Annotated in this window: 14 protein-coding genes; 6 read left to right on the top strand and 8 right to left on the bottom strand. The window is 61.9% G+C overall.

What is annotated here, in order from left to right:
* Positions 1-2: 2 nt before the first annotated feature.
* Positions 3-473: a hypothetical protein gene (locus QNI87_RS06905; protein ID WP_300595452.1), complete on the bottom strand. Its 471-nt coding sequence runs from the start codon at positions 471-473 to the stop codon at positions 3-5.
* A gap of 99 nt (positions 474-572) precedes the next feature.
* On the bottom strand, positions 573-2,084 hold the full coding sequence (locus tag QNI87_RS06900; RefSeq protein ID WP_300595451.1) for an HWE histidine kinase domain-containing protein: 1,512 nt from the start codon (positions 2,082-2,084) through the stop codon (positions 573-575).
* Between the two features lie 202 nt (positions 2,085-2,286).
* On the opposite strand from QNI87_RS06900, the gene QNI87_RS06895 reads away from it, so the two are divergent.
* Positions 2,287-3,453, top strand: a complete 1,167-nt coding sequence (locus QNI87_RS06895; RefSeq protein ID WP_300595759.1) for an isovaleryl-CoA dehydrogenase — start codon at positions 2,287-2,289, stop codon at positions 3,451-3,453.
* 14 nt (positions 3,454-3,467) lie between these two features.
* On the opposite strand, the gene QNI87_RS06890 is transcribed toward QNI87_RS06895, so the two are convergent.
* Positions 3,468-3,680 carry a hypothetical protein gene (locus QNI87_RS06890; RefSeq protein ID WP_300595450.1) on the bottom strand — a complete coding sequence of 71 codons (213 nt, stop codon included), beginning with the start codon at positions 3,678-3,680 and terminating at the stop codon, positions 3,468-3,470.
* 209 nt (positions 3,681-3,889) lie between these two features.
* Here QNI87_RS06890 and QNI87_RS06885 point away from each other — a divergent pair, with 209 nt between their 5' ends.
* The 4 genes from QNI87_RS06885 (at position 3,890) to QNI87_RS06870 (ending at position 7,678) form a co-directional block, all read left to right on the top strand.
* Complete coding sequence (locus tag QNI87_RS06885) at positions 3,890-5,542, top strand: carboxyl transferase domain-containing protein (RefSeq protein ID WP_300595449.1); 1,653 nt, start codon at positions 3,890-3,892, stop codon at positions 5,540-5,542.
* 14 nt (positions 5,543-5,556) lie between these two features.
* Complete coding sequence (locus tag QNI87_RS06880; protein ID WP_300595448.1) at positions 5,557-6,207, top strand: hypothetical protein; 651 nt, start codon at positions 5,557-5,559, stop codon at positions 6,205-6,207.
* A gap of 65 nt (positions 6,208-6,272) precedes the next feature.
* The gene (locus tag QNI87_RS06875) at positions 6,273-6,902 is read left to right on the top strand and encodes a lysophospholipid acyltransferase family protein (RefSeq protein WP_300595447.1); all 630 of its coding nucleotides are present in this window, start codon (positions 6,273-6,275) and stop codon (positions 6,900-6,902) included.
* A gap of 137 nt (positions 6,903-7,039) precedes the next feature.
* Positions 7,040-7,678 (top strand): hypothetical protein, encoded by a 639-nt coding sequence (locus tag QNI87_RS06870; protein ID WP_300595446.1) that lies wholly within the window; start codon positions 7,040-7,042, stop codon positions 7,676-7,678.
* Between the two features lie 24 nt (positions 7,679-7,702).
* On the opposite strand, the gene QNI87_RS06865 is transcribed toward QNI87_RS06870, so the two are convergent.
* From QNI87_RS06865 to QNI87_RS06850, 4 genes are all read right to left on the bottom strand, one after another.
* Positions 7,703-8,482, bottom strand: a complete 780-nt coding sequence (locus QNI87_RS06865; RefSeq protein WP_300595445.1) for a M50 family metallopeptidase — start codon at positions 8,480-8,482, stop codon at positions 7,703-7,705.
* An 8-nt stretch (positions 8,483-8,490) separates the two neighbouring features.
* Positions 8,491-9,693 carry an AI-2E family transporter gene (locus QNI87_RS06860; RefSeq protein WP_300595444.1) on the bottom strand — a complete coding sequence of 401 codons (1,203 nt, stop codon included), beginning with the start codon at positions 9,691-9,693 and terminating at the stop codon, positions 8,491-8,493.
* Positions 9,694-9,774: 81 nt separating this feature from the next.
* Positions 9,775-12,309: a DNA topoisomerase (ATP-hydrolyzing) subunit B gene (gene gyrB, locus QNI87_RS06855; protein WP_300595443.1), complete on the bottom strand. Its 2,535-nt coding sequence runs from the start codon at positions 12,307-12,309 to the stop codon at positions 9,775-9,777.
* A gap of 95 nt (positions 12,310-12,404) precedes the next feature.
* Positions 12,405-13,280: a PIG-L family deacetylase gene (locus tag QNI87_RS06850; RefSeq protein WP_300595442.1), complete on the bottom strand. Its 876-nt coding sequence runs from the start codon at positions 13,278-13,280 to the stop codon at positions 12,405-12,407.
* Between the two features lie 112 nt (positions 13,281-13,392).
* Here QNI87_RS06850 and QNI87_RS06845 point away from each other — a divergent pair, with 112 nt between their 5' ends.
* Complete coding sequence (locus tag QNI87_RS06845) at positions 13,393-14,955, top strand: AMP-binding protein (RefSeq protein ID WP_300595441.1); 1,563 nt, start codon at positions 13,393-13,395, stop codon at positions 14,953-14,955.
* 13 nt (positions 14,956-14,968) lie between these two features.
* On the opposite strand, the gene QNI87_RS06840 is transcribed toward QNI87_RS06845, so the two are convergent.
* The gene (locus tag QNI87_RS06840) at positions 14,969-15,424 is read right to left on the bottom strand and encodes a hypothetical protein (protein ID WP_300595440.1); all 456 of its coding nucleotides are present in this window, start codon (positions 15,422-15,424) and stop codon (positions 14,969-14,971) included.
* Positions 15,425-16,051 lie beyond the last annotated feature (627 nt).

Here is a 16,051-nt window from a genome sequence, read left to right as displayed (position 1 = left end):
GTCTAGCTTGCGCGGCCTTGTGTGGTGGCCTCTTCGGTCTCGTCCGTTTCGGGCTCGGGAGGAGGCGTGTAGGCGATACGCTTGATCTCGATCGCGCGCCCCGCGGAGTTGGTGATGCGCATCACGCCATCAAGGCCCGGCCCACCATGTGACCAGCAATCGCCGTCCCCCGTGTCGGGCGAAAAGCATAGATCGCGGTCCGCGTTCTGCTCCCAGGCTCCGGTGAAACGAAGCTCTCCGTTCACAAAGTCGCGGTATCGGCCATCGGGGTCGATAAAGGTGGTGAAGACCTCACCCTGGGCGCCAACGGCAAGCCAGGCGGTTTCGGCCATCGCCACGCGCTCTTGCGATGGCGTGTCTGGCGATGCGTCGGCTTCGCCGGGGGCGGCGCTGTTGCTGTCCGACGAGCCGTCCGGGGCTTCGCACCCGGCCAGGGCCAGGGCCAGGGCCAAGGCAAGGGCAGGGGCTATCATGGCCCCAAAGATGGATCGATTTCGCGTCTTGGCAGGCATGGCACTTGGGTGTCTAGAGAGGCGGGAGCGCTGCGCCAACCCCCGGCGGGGCTTGCGCGATCAGTCGGATAGCCGCCCCAAAGGCAGGGTGATGACCGCGCGCAGGCCCGTCGCTTGCCAACTCGATTCTATGGCGCCGCCAAGCTGGTTCTCGATCGCCATTCTCATCAGGCGCGAGCCGAACCCTTCGCTCTGCGGCGGCTGAGTAGTCGGACCGCCGGTCTCCTGCCAGGTGATCGTGGCGCTTTCGACCTCGCGGGACACGCGGATATCGACTGTGCCTTCGGCTTCGCTGAGTGCGCCGTACTTCGCCGCGTTGGTCGCCATCTCATGGAACACCAAAGCGAGCGGGGTGGCCGCCCGGGCGCCAAAGCTGACGCGGTCGCCGCTGATTTTCACCGCGTTAGCGCCGGGCGCGCCGTAAGGCTCCATCAGCGCGTCGAGCAGGCCCTTGAGATCCTTCTCCTCGATCCGGTTGATCTGCAGCGTAAAGTCCTGCGCTCTCGATAACGCTCGGATCGTATCGGTCAGCGCTTCGGCGAACACCGCATGGGTTTCATCGCCGCGCGCGTGCAGGGCGATCAGACCCATGACGACCGAGAAAATGTTCTTGATCCGGTGCGCGAGTTCGCCGGCGAGCAATTCGCGCTCTTTCGATAGGCGCGTCGCGTCGTCGATATCGGTCAGGGTGCCAAACCAGCGCGCGGTCTCGGGATCATCGGTCGAAGGGACGGCGCGGCTGAGTACCCAGCGATAGCTTCCATCGCCCTGACGCATGCGCCATTCGTCTTCGAACGGTTTCGCCTGCTGGATCGCGTCGACGAATTTGGGGCGTGTGCGTTCGAATTCGTCGGGATGGATGACCGCGCGCCAGTCTTCGATATGGCGGGGCGCTGCAAGGCCCGTACGCTCGCGCCAGCGCGCGTTGACGTAATCGAACCGCGCGCCAGGCCCGGCGGACCAGGCGATGTCGGGCACGCTGTCGATCATGGATTGCAGCCGCTGCGCGCTGACGCGGATCGCGTCGGTGGCTTCGCCGGCCTGGCGGTGGGCCAGGAGACGCCGCTTCACCGCTTCGGCCAGAACACTGAGACCTTCGCGTTGGACTGGAGTGAGGCCCTCGGGCCGCGCGACAATATCGAACACGCAAAGGGCGCCGAGCGGTGCGCCTTCCGCTGAAATGAGCGGGGCGCCCGCATAAAAACGCAGGTGTTCCTCGCCCGTTACCAGACGGAATTCGGCGAAGCGTGGATCCTGCGTCGCGTCCGGAACAATCAGCAGTTCGCCCTTTTGCATCGCGTGGGCGCAAAAGCTGGTCGACCGCGGCGTCTCCGAGACCGTCACCCCTTCGCTGGCGAGGAAGATCTGGCGCTCCGCTTCGACCAGAGTGACCGTGGCCGAAGGCGTGTCGCACAGATGCGCGGCAAAGCGCGCCAGGCGCGCCAGTTCCGCATCGCCAAACAGCTCCGAGGGCGCGTAGCTCGCCAGCGTGACAAGGCGTTGTTCCTCGTCGCACAGATGCGCTGCGGGGTCGGTGCCGCTTGGCCAGGGGCTCAATTCAGAAACGGTCAAAACGCCTCCCTTGCGCGCCGCCATACAGGAACGCGCCCGTGCGTCAAAACACACCGGTTCCTGAAGGGTTGGCCGGCAACAGCGCGCGGTTCCTATCGTTGGCGTTGGCCTTTCTCCAAGGCGTTGCTAAGGCACGCGCAACATGAAGAACAGCCCCGGCAAGCGCTTTGGCGTCGCCGGGATTATGGGACGAGAACACACCATGCGAGCCACCCCCGATTTCGACTTTCAGCTCGGCGAAGCCGGCGAAATGATCCGCGAGACCACCGCGCGCTTCGCCGATGAAAAGATCATGCCGCTGGCCGAGAAGACCGACCGCGAAGACCGCTTCCCGCGCGAGCTCTGGCAGCCGATGGGTGAACTGGGTTTGCACGGCATTACAGTCGAGGAAGAGTGGGGCGGGCTGGGCCTTGGCTATCTCGAACATGTGATCGCGGTCGAAGAGGTGTCGCGGGCGAGCGCCAGCATCGGCCTCTCCTACGGCGCGCATTCCAATCTGTGCCTCAACCAGATTCGCCGCTGGGGCAATGACGAGCAGAAAGCGAAGTACCTGCCCGGCCTCATCTCAGGCGAGCATGTCGGCAGCCTTGCGATGTCAGAGGCCAATGCCGGGTCCGACGTCGTATCCATGAAGCTCAAGGCCGAGGCGGTGCAGGGCGGCTATGTCCTCAACGGCACCAAGTTCTGGATCACCAACGCGCCTGAAGCTGACACGCTGGTCGTGTACGCCAAGACCGATGGCAGCGCCGGATCGCGCGGGATCACCGCCTTTCTGATCGAGAAGGGCGACGAAGGCTTCTCGATCGGTCAGAAGATCGAGAAGGTCGGCATGAAAGGTTCGCCCACGGCAGAGCTGGTGTTTGATGATTGCCATATCCCTGAGGACCGCATCATGGGTCCGGTCAATGGCGGCGTCGGCGTGCTGATGAGCGGTCTGGATTACGAGCGCGTGGTGCTCGCCGGATTGCAGCTCGGGATAATGCAGGCGTGCCTCGACACGGTCATCCCCTATCTGCGTGAGCGCAAGCAGTTCGGAAAGCCGATCGGGTCTTTCCAGATCATGCAGGCCAAGATCGCCGACATGTATGTCGCGCTGCAATCCGCGCGCGCCTACACCTATGCGGTGGCCAAGGCGTGCGATGCGGACCAGACAACCCGCTTCGATGCCGCGGGCGTGATCCTGTTGGCGAGCGAGAACGCCTTTCGCGTGGCCGCCGAAAGCGTGCAGGCTCTGGGCGGCGCGGGCTACACCACCGACTGGCCGGTCGAGCGCTATATGCGCGATGCCAAGCTGCTCGATATCGGCGCAGGGACCAACGAGATCAGGCGGATGCTGATCGGCCGCGAACTGATCGGGGCGGCGGGGTGATTAGCCAGTCGGCCTCAACCGCAGCCGCCCGCGACGCTATGCTTCTCGGTCTTGTCGTTGCCGATCACTTCAATGCCCTTCGAACCGGTGATCCCAGCAAGCGGGATAGTAACCGTAAACGGCTTCATCGCGGTCATGCAGAAGCCGCCCGGAAGCGATCCTTCCACCTCAATGCCCCAGTATTCGGGGCAATCGATGTATATCATCGGGCTCAGCCGGACGTCCATATTAGCGCAGGGCGCCTCTCCGCTGACAACCAAGAAAAATGTCCCGCTGACAAGTCCCGGTACGACCTCAGATTCTTCGAAGTTTATAAGCCGCGTACTTTCGCTAGGCCTGAGTGTTTCGGTAATATTCCCCATGACCATCTCACCCTCTCCTTCGACTCGGTCGAGTCGATTAATTGTACCATATTTATTACTTGGGCAGGGAGACTATGACCGCACCCGTTCTGACTTCCAAGCTCGACCGCGAAGCGCCTGACGCCGAGGCGCGGTTTGATCATAACAGGGCGCTGGCCGAGGAGCTCCGCGCGACCGTTGCCGAAGCCGCTCTCGGCGGGCCGGAGCGCTCGCGTGAGAGGCATGTGTCGCGTGGCAAGCTGCTGCCCCGCGAGCGCGTCGAGCGCCTGCTCGATCCCGGCTCGCCCTTTCTCGAAATCGGCCAACTCGCTGCGAACGGCATGTATGAAGACGACATCAACGGCGCTTCGCTAATCTGCGGGATCGGGCGCGTGTCGGGCCGTCAGGTGATGATCGTGTGCAACGATGCCACCGTCAAAGGCGGCACCTATTACCCGATTACGGTCAAGAAGCATCTGCGCGCGCAGGAGATCGCGCAGGAGAACCGTCTCCCTTGCATATATCTCGTCGATTCAGGTGGCGCGAACCTGCCGCATCAGGCCGAGGTGTTTCCCGACCGCGACCATTTCGGGCGCATCTTCTTCAATCAGGCCAACATGTCCGCGCTCGGCATCCCGCAGATCGCTTGTGTGATGGGCAACTGCACGGCGGGCGGGGCCTATGTGCCGGCCATGTCCGACGAGACGGTGATTGTGCGCAATCAGGGCACGATCTTCCTTGCAGGCCCTCCGCTGGTGAAAGCCGCGACCGGCGAGGAAATCAGCGCCGAGGATCTGGGCGGCGGCGATCTTCATGCGAAGAAATCGGGCGTGGTCGACCATCTCGCGGAAAATGACGAGCACGCGTTGACGATAGTGCGCGATATTGTCAGCCACCTCGGAAACCCGTGCGCTCCTGCGGAAGCAGGAGCCCATATGCCGCACCAGACTCCTGCTTTCGCAGGAGTTCACAGCGGAATGTGTGACCCGCGCCCGCCCAAGTTCGATGCGGAAGACCTCTACGCCATCGTCCCCGATGACGTGCGCGCGCCTTATGACGTGCACGAGGTGATCGCGCGGATCGTCGATGGCAGCGAGTTTCACGAGTTCAAGCAGCACTACGGCTCCACGCTGGTCTGCGGTTTCGCGCATATCTGGGGGATGCCGGTGGCGATCCTTGCCAATAACGGCGTGCTGTTCTCTGAAAGCGCGGTCAAAGGCGCGCACTTTATCGAGCTTGCCTGCCAGCGGCGCATCCCACTGCTGTTCCTGCAGAATATCTCCGGCTTCATGGTCGGCGGGAAGTATGAGGCGGAAGGGATTGCCAAGCACGGCGCGAAGCTCGTCACCGCTGTTGCCACCGCCACTGTGCCCAAGATCACCGTGGTGATTGGCGGCAGCTTTGGCGCGGGCAATTACGGCATGGCAGGGCGCGCCTATTCCCCGCGCTTCCTGTTCACCTGGCCCAATGCGCGCATCAGCGTGATGGGCGGCGAACAGGCCGCGAGCGTCCTCGCAACCGTCCACCGCGATGCCGACACATGGAGCGAGGAAGAAGCCGAAACCTTCAAAGCGCCGATCCGCCAGAAATACGAGGATGAAGGCAACCCATACTACGCGACCGCGCGTTTGTGGGACGATGGCGTGATCGACCCCGTGCAGACGAGGGACGTGCTAGGGCTGGCTTTTGCTGCGACGCTCGAGGCTCCGATTGCAGATCGGCCCGCGTTTGGCGTTTTCAGGATGTGATGCGACGCATTGGTATGCCCGAAATATTCGAAGAGCTTGAGCCACTTGGCGTAGTTCTCGAGTATTCCTTTTTTGAAAATGCGAGGGAAAGCCGCCACCATGATCTGCAGGCTATTGACGCGCATTTGACCCATGCAGATCAACCCGCGGCATGTCTGCCAGACCGAACACAATGGCATCTGGATAATCACGGGGTTAGTGCCCTTCTCCAGATCAGTCCGCGTCCTTTAAACTACGATCAGTTCCTGGGCAGTTATTGCGATCCCAAAGATCAGATGCTGATCCTAAGAGGTTCGGGTGAAGTTGCGGGGGGCACAACCCTTCAAGACCCTCGATATGATATGATTGGGGAGCGCAAGATCAAAAGCTGGGGTCAGAGTCCTCCAGACCTCCATGATCCGGGCGAATATGCTTATGCCTTTGCTCAACCGCCCTATGGACTTCGCGGAAGCCGCGCAGAAGCCGTCCGCTTGTTTCGAAAGACTACTGAGATCTTGCTACCTGATTGGGACGATGCAGTGATTCATGATTGGAGCGGCGATGATCTAAGTAAGGTGGATGGTTATTTCGACAGTGGGATGGAATGGTGGGGGGTTTTCCTATTCACGATCTTTCAACCTTCGATCGAAAGGCTGATCGTAATTTCTGGCTCAACCACCGACTGAATCTCCCACCTTCCCTTGCGTAACTCTCCCGAGGGCCCCACACAGGGGGAAGGGAGATCATCCATTTGCGCCACAACGAAACCCGTAACGTCACGCTTCTCTCGCGCATCGTCAACCGGATCATCCTGTTCTTCTACTGGCAGCGCGGCTGGAAGATCGTCGAGCGCTTTCCTGGAGGCGTGAAGAAGTGCGTTATCGCGGGCGCGCCGCACACCTCGAACTGGGATTTTGTCTTCTTTGCTGGCGCGACAAAGAAGCTTGGCATTCAGCCCAACTTCATGGGCAAGCACACCCTGTTCCAGGGCATGATGAGGAACTTCATGCTGGATATGGGCGGCATTGGAGTTGACCGGAGCAAGCCCGGCGGCACCATTCAGCAGATGAAAGAGGAGTTTGCGCGGCGCACCGAACTCAACCTCGTCATCGCGACTGAAGGCACCCGCAGCTCGGATGGCAAGTGGAAATCGGGTTTCTACAACATCGCCAAAGCCGCCGGCGTGCCTATAGTCCTCGCCTATGCGGACAACGAAAAGCGCACGATCGGCTTCAGCCCGCCCATGATGCCCAGCGGCAATTACGGCGAAGATCTGCTCAAGATTGCCGAGTGGTTCCGCTCAAAAATCCCTGATCTGGATCGTTTCGAAGCGCTCGAACAGCAGGCGCGCGACATCATCGCGGGTCGCAACGATATCTGACCGACCGGTCCGAATGCGACGAGGTGTTGCACCTCAGTGATACACCGCATGTTGCGCTGCACAAGTTTTCCGGCTAGAGGTTTAAGACCGGCTCCGGCGCTCCTATGTGGGCGCGCAGATCAGGAGACTAGACGGTCATGGCCCTTTCACCCGAAGCCCGGGACAGCGAACGCAAGCGCATCGCGCAGATGGTTCTTGACCTGGTGAAAGAGCGCGGAACCGAGATATCCTATTTGGTGGCGTTCACCGAAAGCGGCCTTGCGCGCAGCCGTTTCGAGCAGATCTTCGCCGACTACGACGAGCTGTTCGACGCGGTAGCCCAAATCTGGCTCAGCCCGCATATGAAGGTAATGGAGGAGGTGCTTGCCTCCGATCTCCCCCCGCCGCGCAAGATGTACGAATTCTACCGTCGCCGCTTCGTCATCTCGCGCGATCGTTTCCGCGAGGATCCCGAACTCTACACGGTCATCAGCGAAATGGGCGCTGCGAACTTTGAAAAGGTGCGCTCTTACGTCGATCTGGCGGATCACTATCTCGCTGAATTGATCGTTCAGGCGCAGGCCGATGGTTACTTTTCAGGGCTCGAGATCGATGAAGCGCTCTCGCTGGTTAACCAGATGATTGCCACCTATTCGATGCCGGACGCGATCATCTACCTTGGCGACAAGTTGACCGAGGACAAGCTGGCGCGGATCATCGATACGATCTTTACCGGGCTGTCGGGTGAGATGGGCGATGGCGCGCGCGGTGTGAACACTCTCAAGGTTCTTAACTAAGCGAGCCGCCTGGCACGGCGCTGCCTACTTTCGGCGTCTGAATTGCACCACATTCGCCGGCGGCTTTTTGCGCCGTAGGCGCGCTCGACCCTCGGCGAGCGCGTATTTCAGACTGCCGCCCACCATGACCGCGCAGATCACCAGCAACGCGGCCCCCCACACCCAGTGCGGAAGCCATAGCGCCGCTTCCATCTGCCCCGTGTCGGACAGCATCCGCTTTCCGCCAATGACGGCCTGTTCGGAAAACAGATAGTCGAAGTCGCGCAGCATGCTCATCGCGCCCAGCACGCCCAGAAACTGAAGCGTGAAGCGCGCGGCGTTGCCCGGCGCACGCCACGCGATGAGCGCAAGCGCCGCGCCAACCAGCGGCAATACGAAGAAGCCCACGGGCGAGCGGACATAGACGATCACCGAGGCGAAGATCGCCGCCGACATCGCCCAAAGAGCAGGGCGCCACAGTCTCTCATGCGCGCTCGCCAGGATCATCAGCGATCCCAGCGCGCACGGAGCCAATGGGCCGCCCGCCGCGATAGCTGCTCTGGCGAATGGCGATAGGTCCGCGCTCACCCGACTGAGCGCGACGCCAGACCCGTCTGCGAGAATGTGCAGCCTCTCGAAGTCCTGGCCCAGCAAAAGCGCGGTCATCCCATGGCCCATCTCGTGAAACCACGTCGTCAGGATCATGAAGGGGTAGATGACGTAATTGCCAAACGGAAAAGCGGGGAGCGCGAGGACGACGATCGCGGCGAGGATGAGACGCCCGACCTGTTCGGCCTGGCTGCCGGGCTGGACCAGAGGTTCCATCGCGCTCGCTAGGCCTCTTGTGTGCGTGCAGGGGGCGGCGAGCTTGCCGCTTCGCTCGCTTGCGCCTGGAGCACCCCGGACGGGCCCGCCGGACTGGCGCCCTCATCGGCTCCGACCTTTGCGCGCCCGTGCTCGGTGGCTTCTTCATCTTCGTCGCGCTGCTCGCGCAGGATCGACCACGAGGCGAGGAACAGTCCCGCGACCAGAGGGCCCAGAACAATCCCCGTAAATCCGACCAGCGCCAAGCCTCCCAAAGTTGTCACAAGAATGATCCAGTCGGGGATGCCCGTATCGCGGCCGACAAGGATCGGGCGCAGGATATTGTCGACCGAGCTGATGACGACAAACCCTGACACAAGTACAAAGATACCCTGCCAGATGGCTCCCGAGAGCAGCAACGCCACGCCCACAGGCACCCAAACCAGCGCGGTCCCGACCGCCGGGATCAAAGCCAGGATCGCCATCAGCACGCCCAGAAGCAAGGCGGACTGCACACCCGCGATAAACATCGTGATCGCTCCAAGCGTCCCCTGGACGAGGCCAACGACCCCTGAACCCTTTATCACCGCGCGCACGATGCCCAGGAACCGCGCAGCGAGGCGATCCGCAATCTCGCGCTCGACCGGCATGGAGCGCAGGATGGTCTCGCCGATCCGGTTGCCATCGCGCAGAAGGAAGAACGTAACGTACAGACCGACGCCAAAGCTGAGCACGAAGTTGAGTGCACCCCCACCGATCGAGATCGCCTGCGAGGCGATAAAGCTCAGGATCGCGCCGAAGAACTCTTCCACGCGCTCTTGCAAGGTGGCGATGTTGTTGAGGTCGTTGTCGACAATGTAGTCTTGCACAACCTTCGGCAGCCCATCGAACAGGGCGTTGATCGATGTCGCAATATCGAGCTGGCTCTCGCGCACGCTGTCAAGCAGGTCGAGCGCCTGAGCCACAACCAGCGTGCCGACCCAGAAGGCCGGCAGGATGACGGCGAGCAGGATAATCGACAGCGCCATCAGGGCCGCCGGATTGCGCTTGCCGCGGCACACTTTCAAGCACCATTTGTAGAGCGGCTGAAACATGATCGCTGCGAGCGCCGACCACAGCAGGGTTGTTGCAAACGGCCATACGATCACCACGGCCATGAAAGTGACCGCAGCCAGAATCAGTAGGAAGCTGGCCTGCTTGATCCCGGTCGTGTGATGGTGTTCGCCAGTCATGCCTTCCCTGTCTACAGCGCTCCGGCCGATGGGTTCCACAATGCGCTTGGCGGACCAACCGGCAAGCGCGGCGTGAGCCTGTCAGACATCGAGGTTGGCAACGTTGAGCGCGTTGTCCTGAATGAATTCACGGCGCGGTTCGACCACATCGCCCATCAGGCGCGTGAAGATCTCGTCGGTCACGTCGGCGTCCTCGACCTTGACCTGAAGCAGCGCGCGGTTTTCGGGATCAAGCGTGGTCTCCCACAGCTGTTCGGCATTCATTTCGCCAAGGCCCTTGTAGCGCTGGATCGAAAGGCCCTTGCGCCCGGCCGCAAACACCGCTTCCAGCAATTGCGTCGGTCGCATGATTGCGTCGTCCCTTGCAGGTGCGGGCTCGTCGGCTTCGACGTCGTCGCTCGGCACTGTTTCGGGCTCTTCGGGCGCGTCGCTTGCCTTGATGAAGCGCACAGGGGCGGCGTAGGCGTCTGCCTGCAATCCGGCGAGCCCGTGGAGTTTGTGCGCTTCCGTGCTGCCGAGGAAGCGTGCGTCGATATCGTGCACATCCGTGACGCCGCGCCACAGACGCGAAAGCTGAACCGAACCGTCGCCGAGCAAGGCGGCGTTCCACCGCGCTTCGGGGTCGCCAAGCTGCATGCGATGGGCGGTCGAATCGAGCGCGGCGGCGCGTGTTTCAGGAGTAAGCTCGGGATCAAGCGCGCCCGATAGCGCCATCTGCTCGACAATCGCCGTGTCATAGCGACGCGGCACGAAGGCAAGCAGGTTCTTGAGGCGCAACGCGTGCTCAACAAGGCTGCGCAGATCTTCGCCCGAACGCTGGCCGCCTTGCGTTTCCAGCAAACGGCCCTGAAGTCCTGCGTCGACCAGATACCGATCAAGCGCCGCCTGATCCTTCAGGTACACTTCGCTGCGTCCCTTGGCGACTTTGAAAAGCGGCGGCTGCGCAATAAACAGATGCCCGGCCTTGACGATATCGGGCATCTGGCGGTGGAAGAACGTGAGCAGAAGCGTGCGGATATGCGCCCCGTCAACATCGGCGTCGGTCATGATCACGATCTTGTGATAGCGCAGCTTCTCGATATCGAACTCGTCACGTATCCCGGTGCCCATCGCCTGGATCAGGGTGCCGACCTCTTTGGAGCTGATAATCCGATCAAACCGGGCGCGCTCGACATTCAGGATCTTGCCCTTCAGCGGCAGGATCGCCTGAAACTGGCTGTCGCGCCCGTTCTTGGCCGAGCCGCCCGCGCTGTCACCCTCGACGAGATACAGCTCGCATTTCGACGCGTCGCGTTCGCGGCAGTCGGAAAGCTTGCCGGGCAGGCTGGCGACGCTCATCGCGCCCTTGCGGCTCATCTCGCGCGCCCGGCGCGCCGCTTCACGCGCGGCGGCGGCGTCGACGATCTTCTGGATGATCGCCTTGGCGTCGTTCGGGTTTTCTTCGAGCCAATCGTTCATCTTCTCGCTCATCAGCGATTCGAGCGGCTGGCGCACCTCCGAGGACACAAGCTTGTCCTTGGTCTGCGAGGAGAATTTCGGATCGGGCAGCTTCACGCTGACAATCGCGGTGAGCCCCTCGCGCATGTCCTCGCCCGAAAGTGAGACCTTTTCCTTCTTTAGAAGGCCTGAGCGATCCGCATAGGCGTTGAGAGTGCGCGTTAGCGCCGCACGAAAGGCAGCGAGGTGCGTGCCGCCATCGCGCTGCGGGATGTTGTTGGTGAAGGTGAGGACGTTCTCGTAATAGCTGTCGTTCCATTCCAGAGCGACATCGATGCCGATGCCGTCCTTTTCGGCGGACACCGAAATCGGCTCCGCGATCAGAGCTTCTTTGTTGCGGTCCAGCCATTTCACGAAGGCCGCAATGCCGCCTTCGTAGAACAGGTCGTGCTCGATCACGTCTTCGTGGCGCTTGTCGCGCAGCAGGATGCGCACGCCGGAATTGAGAAAGGCGAGCTCGCGATAGCGGTGTTCGAGCTTGTCGAAATCGTATTCGGTGACGTTCTTGAAGGTCTCGTCCGAGTGATGGAACGTGACCCGTGTGCCCTTCTTGAAGCCGTTTTCGTCCGGATTGCGATCGACCTTGGGCGCGTCGCCCAGAACCTTGAGCGGCGCGACACTGTCGCCGTGTTCAAAGCGCATCCAGTGCTCTTTGCCGTCGCGCCAGATCTTGAGTTCCAGCCACTCTGAAAGCGCGTTCACGACGGAAACGCCAACGCCATGCAGGCCGCCCGAAACCTTGTAGGCGTTATCATCAGAGGTGTTCTCGAATTTTCCGCCTGCATGCAGCTGCGTCATGATGACTTCGGCCGCCGAGACGCCCTCTTCCTTGTGCATGCCCACCGGAATGCCGCGTCCGTTATCTTCGACCGACACGGAGCCATCGGGGTTCAGCTCGATCAGGACGAGGTCGCAATGCCCCGCCAAAGCTTCATCGATCGCGTTGTCCGACACCTCGAAAACCATATGGTGCAGGCCCGATCCGTCATCGGTATCGCCGATATACATGCCTGGGCGTTTGCGCACCGCATCAAGGCCTTTGAGGACCTTGATCGAGTCCGCGCCATATTCGCCATTCTGGCGGGCTTTTTCGGGGGTTTGCGAAGTGTGTTCGTCCATGCCCATTATATAGGCGTTGCGCGCGCGATTCCCAAATGCACTGGCCGATGCGGATCAGCTTTTCCACCGATGGTGCCGCTTTGGCGTTTCAGCTCCTAAGGCGTGGCGGGAAAGGCCAGTCGGAAGTGGATGACGCCTTGCCATACTTCCTGGTGCAGCAGCGGGATCAATCCCTCGCGCACCGCAGCCGGAAACTGTGTCTGGTAGCAGTTCAGCGCGTCCTGCGTCGCCCCAAGATCGGCAGACTTGTACCGGATCCGGTCGGTCAGGAGATCAGGCGAGGTTGTGGCCCAGCTGTCGAACCCGGGAAGGACACCTGGTTCGACCTGAGGGAAGGCGGCGTATAGCAAATCCGGCCGGTCCAGGCCCATCTCCGCCACCACTTGTGTAACGAGCGCGCTAATCATTCGGTGGTCGGCGTGCCCATAGCCGCCGTCGGGGCCCCATGTCACGACCACTTCGGGCTTGGCCGCAAGAATGGCCTCGCGCGTCTGGGCCAGCGCCCGCTTTGCCGCGCTGTCGTCCGCGCGCGCCATCGTTGCAAGCTCGCCATCGCCCAGCTTCCAGAAAACCGGTTCATCAAGGCCCAACGCGAAGGCCGCGCAGCGCCCCTCCTTCTCGCGCAGTTGCGCAAGTTCCTCACCGCGCGCAAGCTCGCTCGATCCCGGACCCGCATCACCGCTTGTCGCGAAGACCAGCGTCACTTCGCCGCCACTGCGCGCAACGCGCGAAAGGACCGGCGCGATCGTGATTTCGTCATCCGGATGAGCCAGGATCGCTAGCATGGAAGGCGGGGCCGGGCGCGCCGGTGTGACGGGCTCTGGCTGGCTTGCAGGCGCTTGGCGCTGCAAAATCGCTTCGTCAGAAGTTCTCGCGCGACCGGTATCGCCATCGCCGACAGCGCCCGACGCTGCTGTCGCAATCAGCGCCAGAACGGGCGCCAGTGTCCTCGACAAATGGCGGTGTTTCATAGGGCCCTCCTCACGCGCGACCTTAGCCCAATCCCGCCGCGCGCCTAGCCCCCAATCACCGGGCTGCGATCCACCGCTTGCGCGCTGGGCACGGGTAAGGCACGCTTGGTTCATGCATCACATCAACCCGACCGACCCGGCTATGCGAGACCAGATTGTCGAGGCGCTTGAGCAACCGTTTGGCTCCTTCCCGGACATTCTGACAGGCTGGGCGCGCGCGCAACCCGACGCCATCGCGCTGATCGATGATCACCGCGCGGTTGCCTGGGCCGAGCTGATCGGGCTCGTTGAAAGGATTGCCGCCCGGCTGGTCGAGACGGGACTGGAACGCGGGCAGTCGGTTGCGATCCTGGGGTATTCCAGCGTCGAATACGCGCTCGTTTTCCTCGCTGCCGTGCGCGCGGGCGGTGTCGCAGCGCCTCTCACGACCAGCGCGTCCCCAGGGCAGTTGGAAGGCATGGCGAAGGACTCAGGCGCGCGGCATCTTTTCATCGACGCCGCCAAGGCCGCAGAACTCGGCCCGGACTTCATGGCGGACCTGATCCGCGTGCCGCTTGAGGAAATCGAGGGTTGGATGGCCCCGCCGGGCTCGCGCGCGCCGGCCATCGCGCCCGATCGCAGCGACCCGTTCAACATCATCTATTCCTCGGGCACGACCGGCATTCCAAAGGGGATTGTCCACTCGCATCTGATGCGCTGGCGTCAGTTCGGCGCGACCGCCCTGTCCTATCTGAGCGCGCAGCTGCCGGTCCGCTCGCTCGCTTCCACGCCGCTTTATTCGAACACGACGATGGTCGCCTTTCTGCCGCCCCTGCTGGCGGGCGGAACGGTGCGGATAATGGGCAAGTTCGATTGCGCGCGCTGGCTTGAGCACGCGCAGAACGATCGCACCACCATCACGATGCTCGTGCCAGTCCAGTATCAGCGGCTGATGGACTTCCCCGAGATCGGCAGCTTCGACCTTAGCGCGCTCACGCTCAAATATTGCACGTCGGCGCCCTTCTCCGCCGAGCTCAAGCGGCAAGTGCTGGATCGCATTCCCGGCGGGCTTATCGAGATCTATTCGATGACCGAAGGCGGGGTGGTGTGCCTGCTGGCGTGCCATGAGTTTCCCGACAAGCTCCACACGGTCGGTCGACCCGCACCGGGCAGCGAGATGAAGGTACTCGACGATCAGGATCGCGAAGTGCCGGCGGGCACGCCGGGAAACCTCATCGGCCGCAGCCAGACCATGATGTCGGGCTACAAGAACCGCCCGGACAAGACATCGGAAGCGCAATATGTCGACGCCGAAGGGGGCGTGTGGATGCGCATGGGCGATATCGGCCGTGTCGATAAAGACGGGTTCGTCGAGCTTGTGGGCCGGGCCAAGGACATGATCATTTCGGGCGGCTTCAACATCTATCCCAGCGATCTCGAAGCGGAGCTTGAGCGCGAAGAGGCGGTAATCGAAGCTGCTGTCGTGGGCGTGCCTTCACGCCAATGGGGCGAGACGCCGGTGGGCTTCGTTGTCCTGCGCGAGGGCGACGGGGATTGCGAGGCGATCCTTGCCGAGGTGAACGCGCGGCTTGGCAAGACGCAGCGCCTATCCGCGCTTTACGCGATCGACGAGATGCCACGCAGCCATATCGGCAAGCTTCTCAAGACCGAACTGCGCGCTCATCTGGAGGATTGATGCAAGGCCGCGCTTATTCCTCGTCATCGCCGAACAGTGTGAAATCATCGATCGCGATCGCAAAGACTATCAGCGAGGCGACGAGAACTCCGCCAGAAACGACCAGCACGGTTTCGACAGTATCCAGATTGCTTTGGTCATCGAGGCCTTCAACCGCTCGACCGTTGAGCATGAGCGTTTCGCTGCCGTCAAGCGTGATGCCGATGCGCCGCTCTTGCCAGCGCAGTTCATCTTGCCGTGCGACCAATCTCAAATCTTGCGAGGGGGCCCGGTGGCGCGCGATGATTTCGAAACGCGGCGCTGTCTGGCGGCGGTCCTTTGACTCGCCAAGAGGAATGGTGATCGCCGCGCTAACGCGCGTTTCGCGGTCAAACGCGTCGAACGACTGAGCCGCAGCGGGCGGTGAAAGGCCTAGGCCGATTAGGGACAGCGCCAGCAGGCGGTTTGGCAAGAATTTGGACCAAAACATCTCATTCCCTTTCGAACGGCGGCTCAGGTTTTCTGAGCGTCTGTGCCCCTTGTAGAGAAATGAGTATGCGGATGAAGCTGTTTCAGCATAAGTGCCTTAAACGGCGCGGCTCTTCGCTGAATGAAGAGCCGCGCCGAAGCGGTCACGACCGCAGGGCCTAGATGATGTAGGCGTTGAACGAGGCCGCGCTCGCGCTCAGGGCGAGGACGAGGGCGACCAGCTTTTCCGACATAAACGTCATGCCGTATCTCCTGATGCGACGCGCACCGCGCGCGTCTGTCTTGCAGCAATAGATACGAAGCGGCTTGGTGTTTGGTTAGTCCGTCAAGCAACGAAATAACAAATTAGTGTAATAGAAATTGTTGCTCAGCGCAGCGCTAGCGAGCTTTCGGATCGAGCGAGCGAAGACGCGACCGCCAGGTGGGGGGTAGGAGCGGCCGCGCCTTGCTCGCTGCATGGGTGCCGGTTGGCCCGGGTCTCTCACGCCGATCCCGGGGCGCGAGCGGATCCGGGCGCTTGACGAGATCTTGGTCCAGGGGAAGACCACATCCAGACCGCCGCAATCAGAGCCAGCGCCTGAGCGCTTGCGTCTCAAGTTCCGCGGAGGATGCCTCGACCAGCAACTCC

This window comes from Erythrobacter sp., assembly GCF_030066995.1.
Classification (GTDB): Bacteria; Pseudomonadota; Alphaproteobacteria; order Sphingomonadales; family Sphingomonadaceae; genus Erythrobacter.
This window is presented reverse-complemented; position numbering and strand designations above follow the sequence as displayed.

Excerpts from the sequence above, each read along its gene's own strand:
- gyrB (WP_300595443.1), bottom strand. The coding sequence starts at position 12,309 with ATGGACGAACACACTTCGCAAACCCCCGAAAAAGCCCGCCAGAATGGC.
- QNI87_RS06860 (WP_300595444.1), bottom strand. The coding sequence starts at position 9,693 with ATGACTGGCGAACACCATCACACGACCGGGATCAAGCAGGCCAGCTTC.
- QNI87_RS06895 (WP_300595759.1), top strand. The coding sequence starts at position 2,287 with ATGCGAGCCACCCCCGATTTCGACTTTCAGCTCGGCGAAGCCGGCGAA.
- QNI87_RS06845 (WP_300595441.1), top strand. The coding sequence starts at position 13,393 with ATGCATCACATCAACCCGACCGACCCGGCTATGCGAGACCAGATTGTC.
- QNI87_RS06870 (WP_300595446.1), top strand. The coding sequence starts at position 7,040 with ATGGCCCTTTCACCCGAAGCCCGGGACAGCGAACGCAAGCGCATCGCG.
- QNI87_RS06880 (WP_300595448.1), top strand. The coding sequence starts at position 5,557 with ATGCCCGAAATATTCGAAGAGCTTGAGCCACTTGGCGTAGTTCTCGAG.
- QNI87_RS06865 (WP_300595445.1), bottom strand. The coding sequence starts at position 8,482 with ATGGAACCTCTGGTCCAGCCCGGCAGCCAGGCCGAACAGGTCGGGCGT.
- QNI87_RS06890 (WP_300595450.1), bottom strand. The coding sequence starts at position 3,680 with ATGGACGTCCGGCTGAGCCCGATGATATACATCGATTGCCCCGAATAC.
- QNI87_RS06905 (WP_300595452.1), bottom strand. The coding sequence starts at position 473 with ATGATAGCCCCTGCCCTTGCCTTGGCCCTGGCCCTGGCCCTGGCCGGG.
- QNI87_RS06885 (WP_300595449.1), top strand. The coding sequence starts at position 3,890 with ATGACCGCACCCGTTCTGACTTCCAAGCTCGACCGCGAAGCGCCTGAC.
- QNI87_RS06840 (WP_300595440.1), bottom strand. The coding sequence starts at position 15,424 with ATGTTTTGGTCCAAATTCTTGCCAAACCGCCTGCTGGCGCTGTCCCTA.
- QNI87_RS06850 (WP_300595442.1), bottom strand. The coding sequence starts at position 13,280 with ATGAAACACCGCCATTTGTCGAGGACACTGGCGCCCGTTCTGGCGCTG.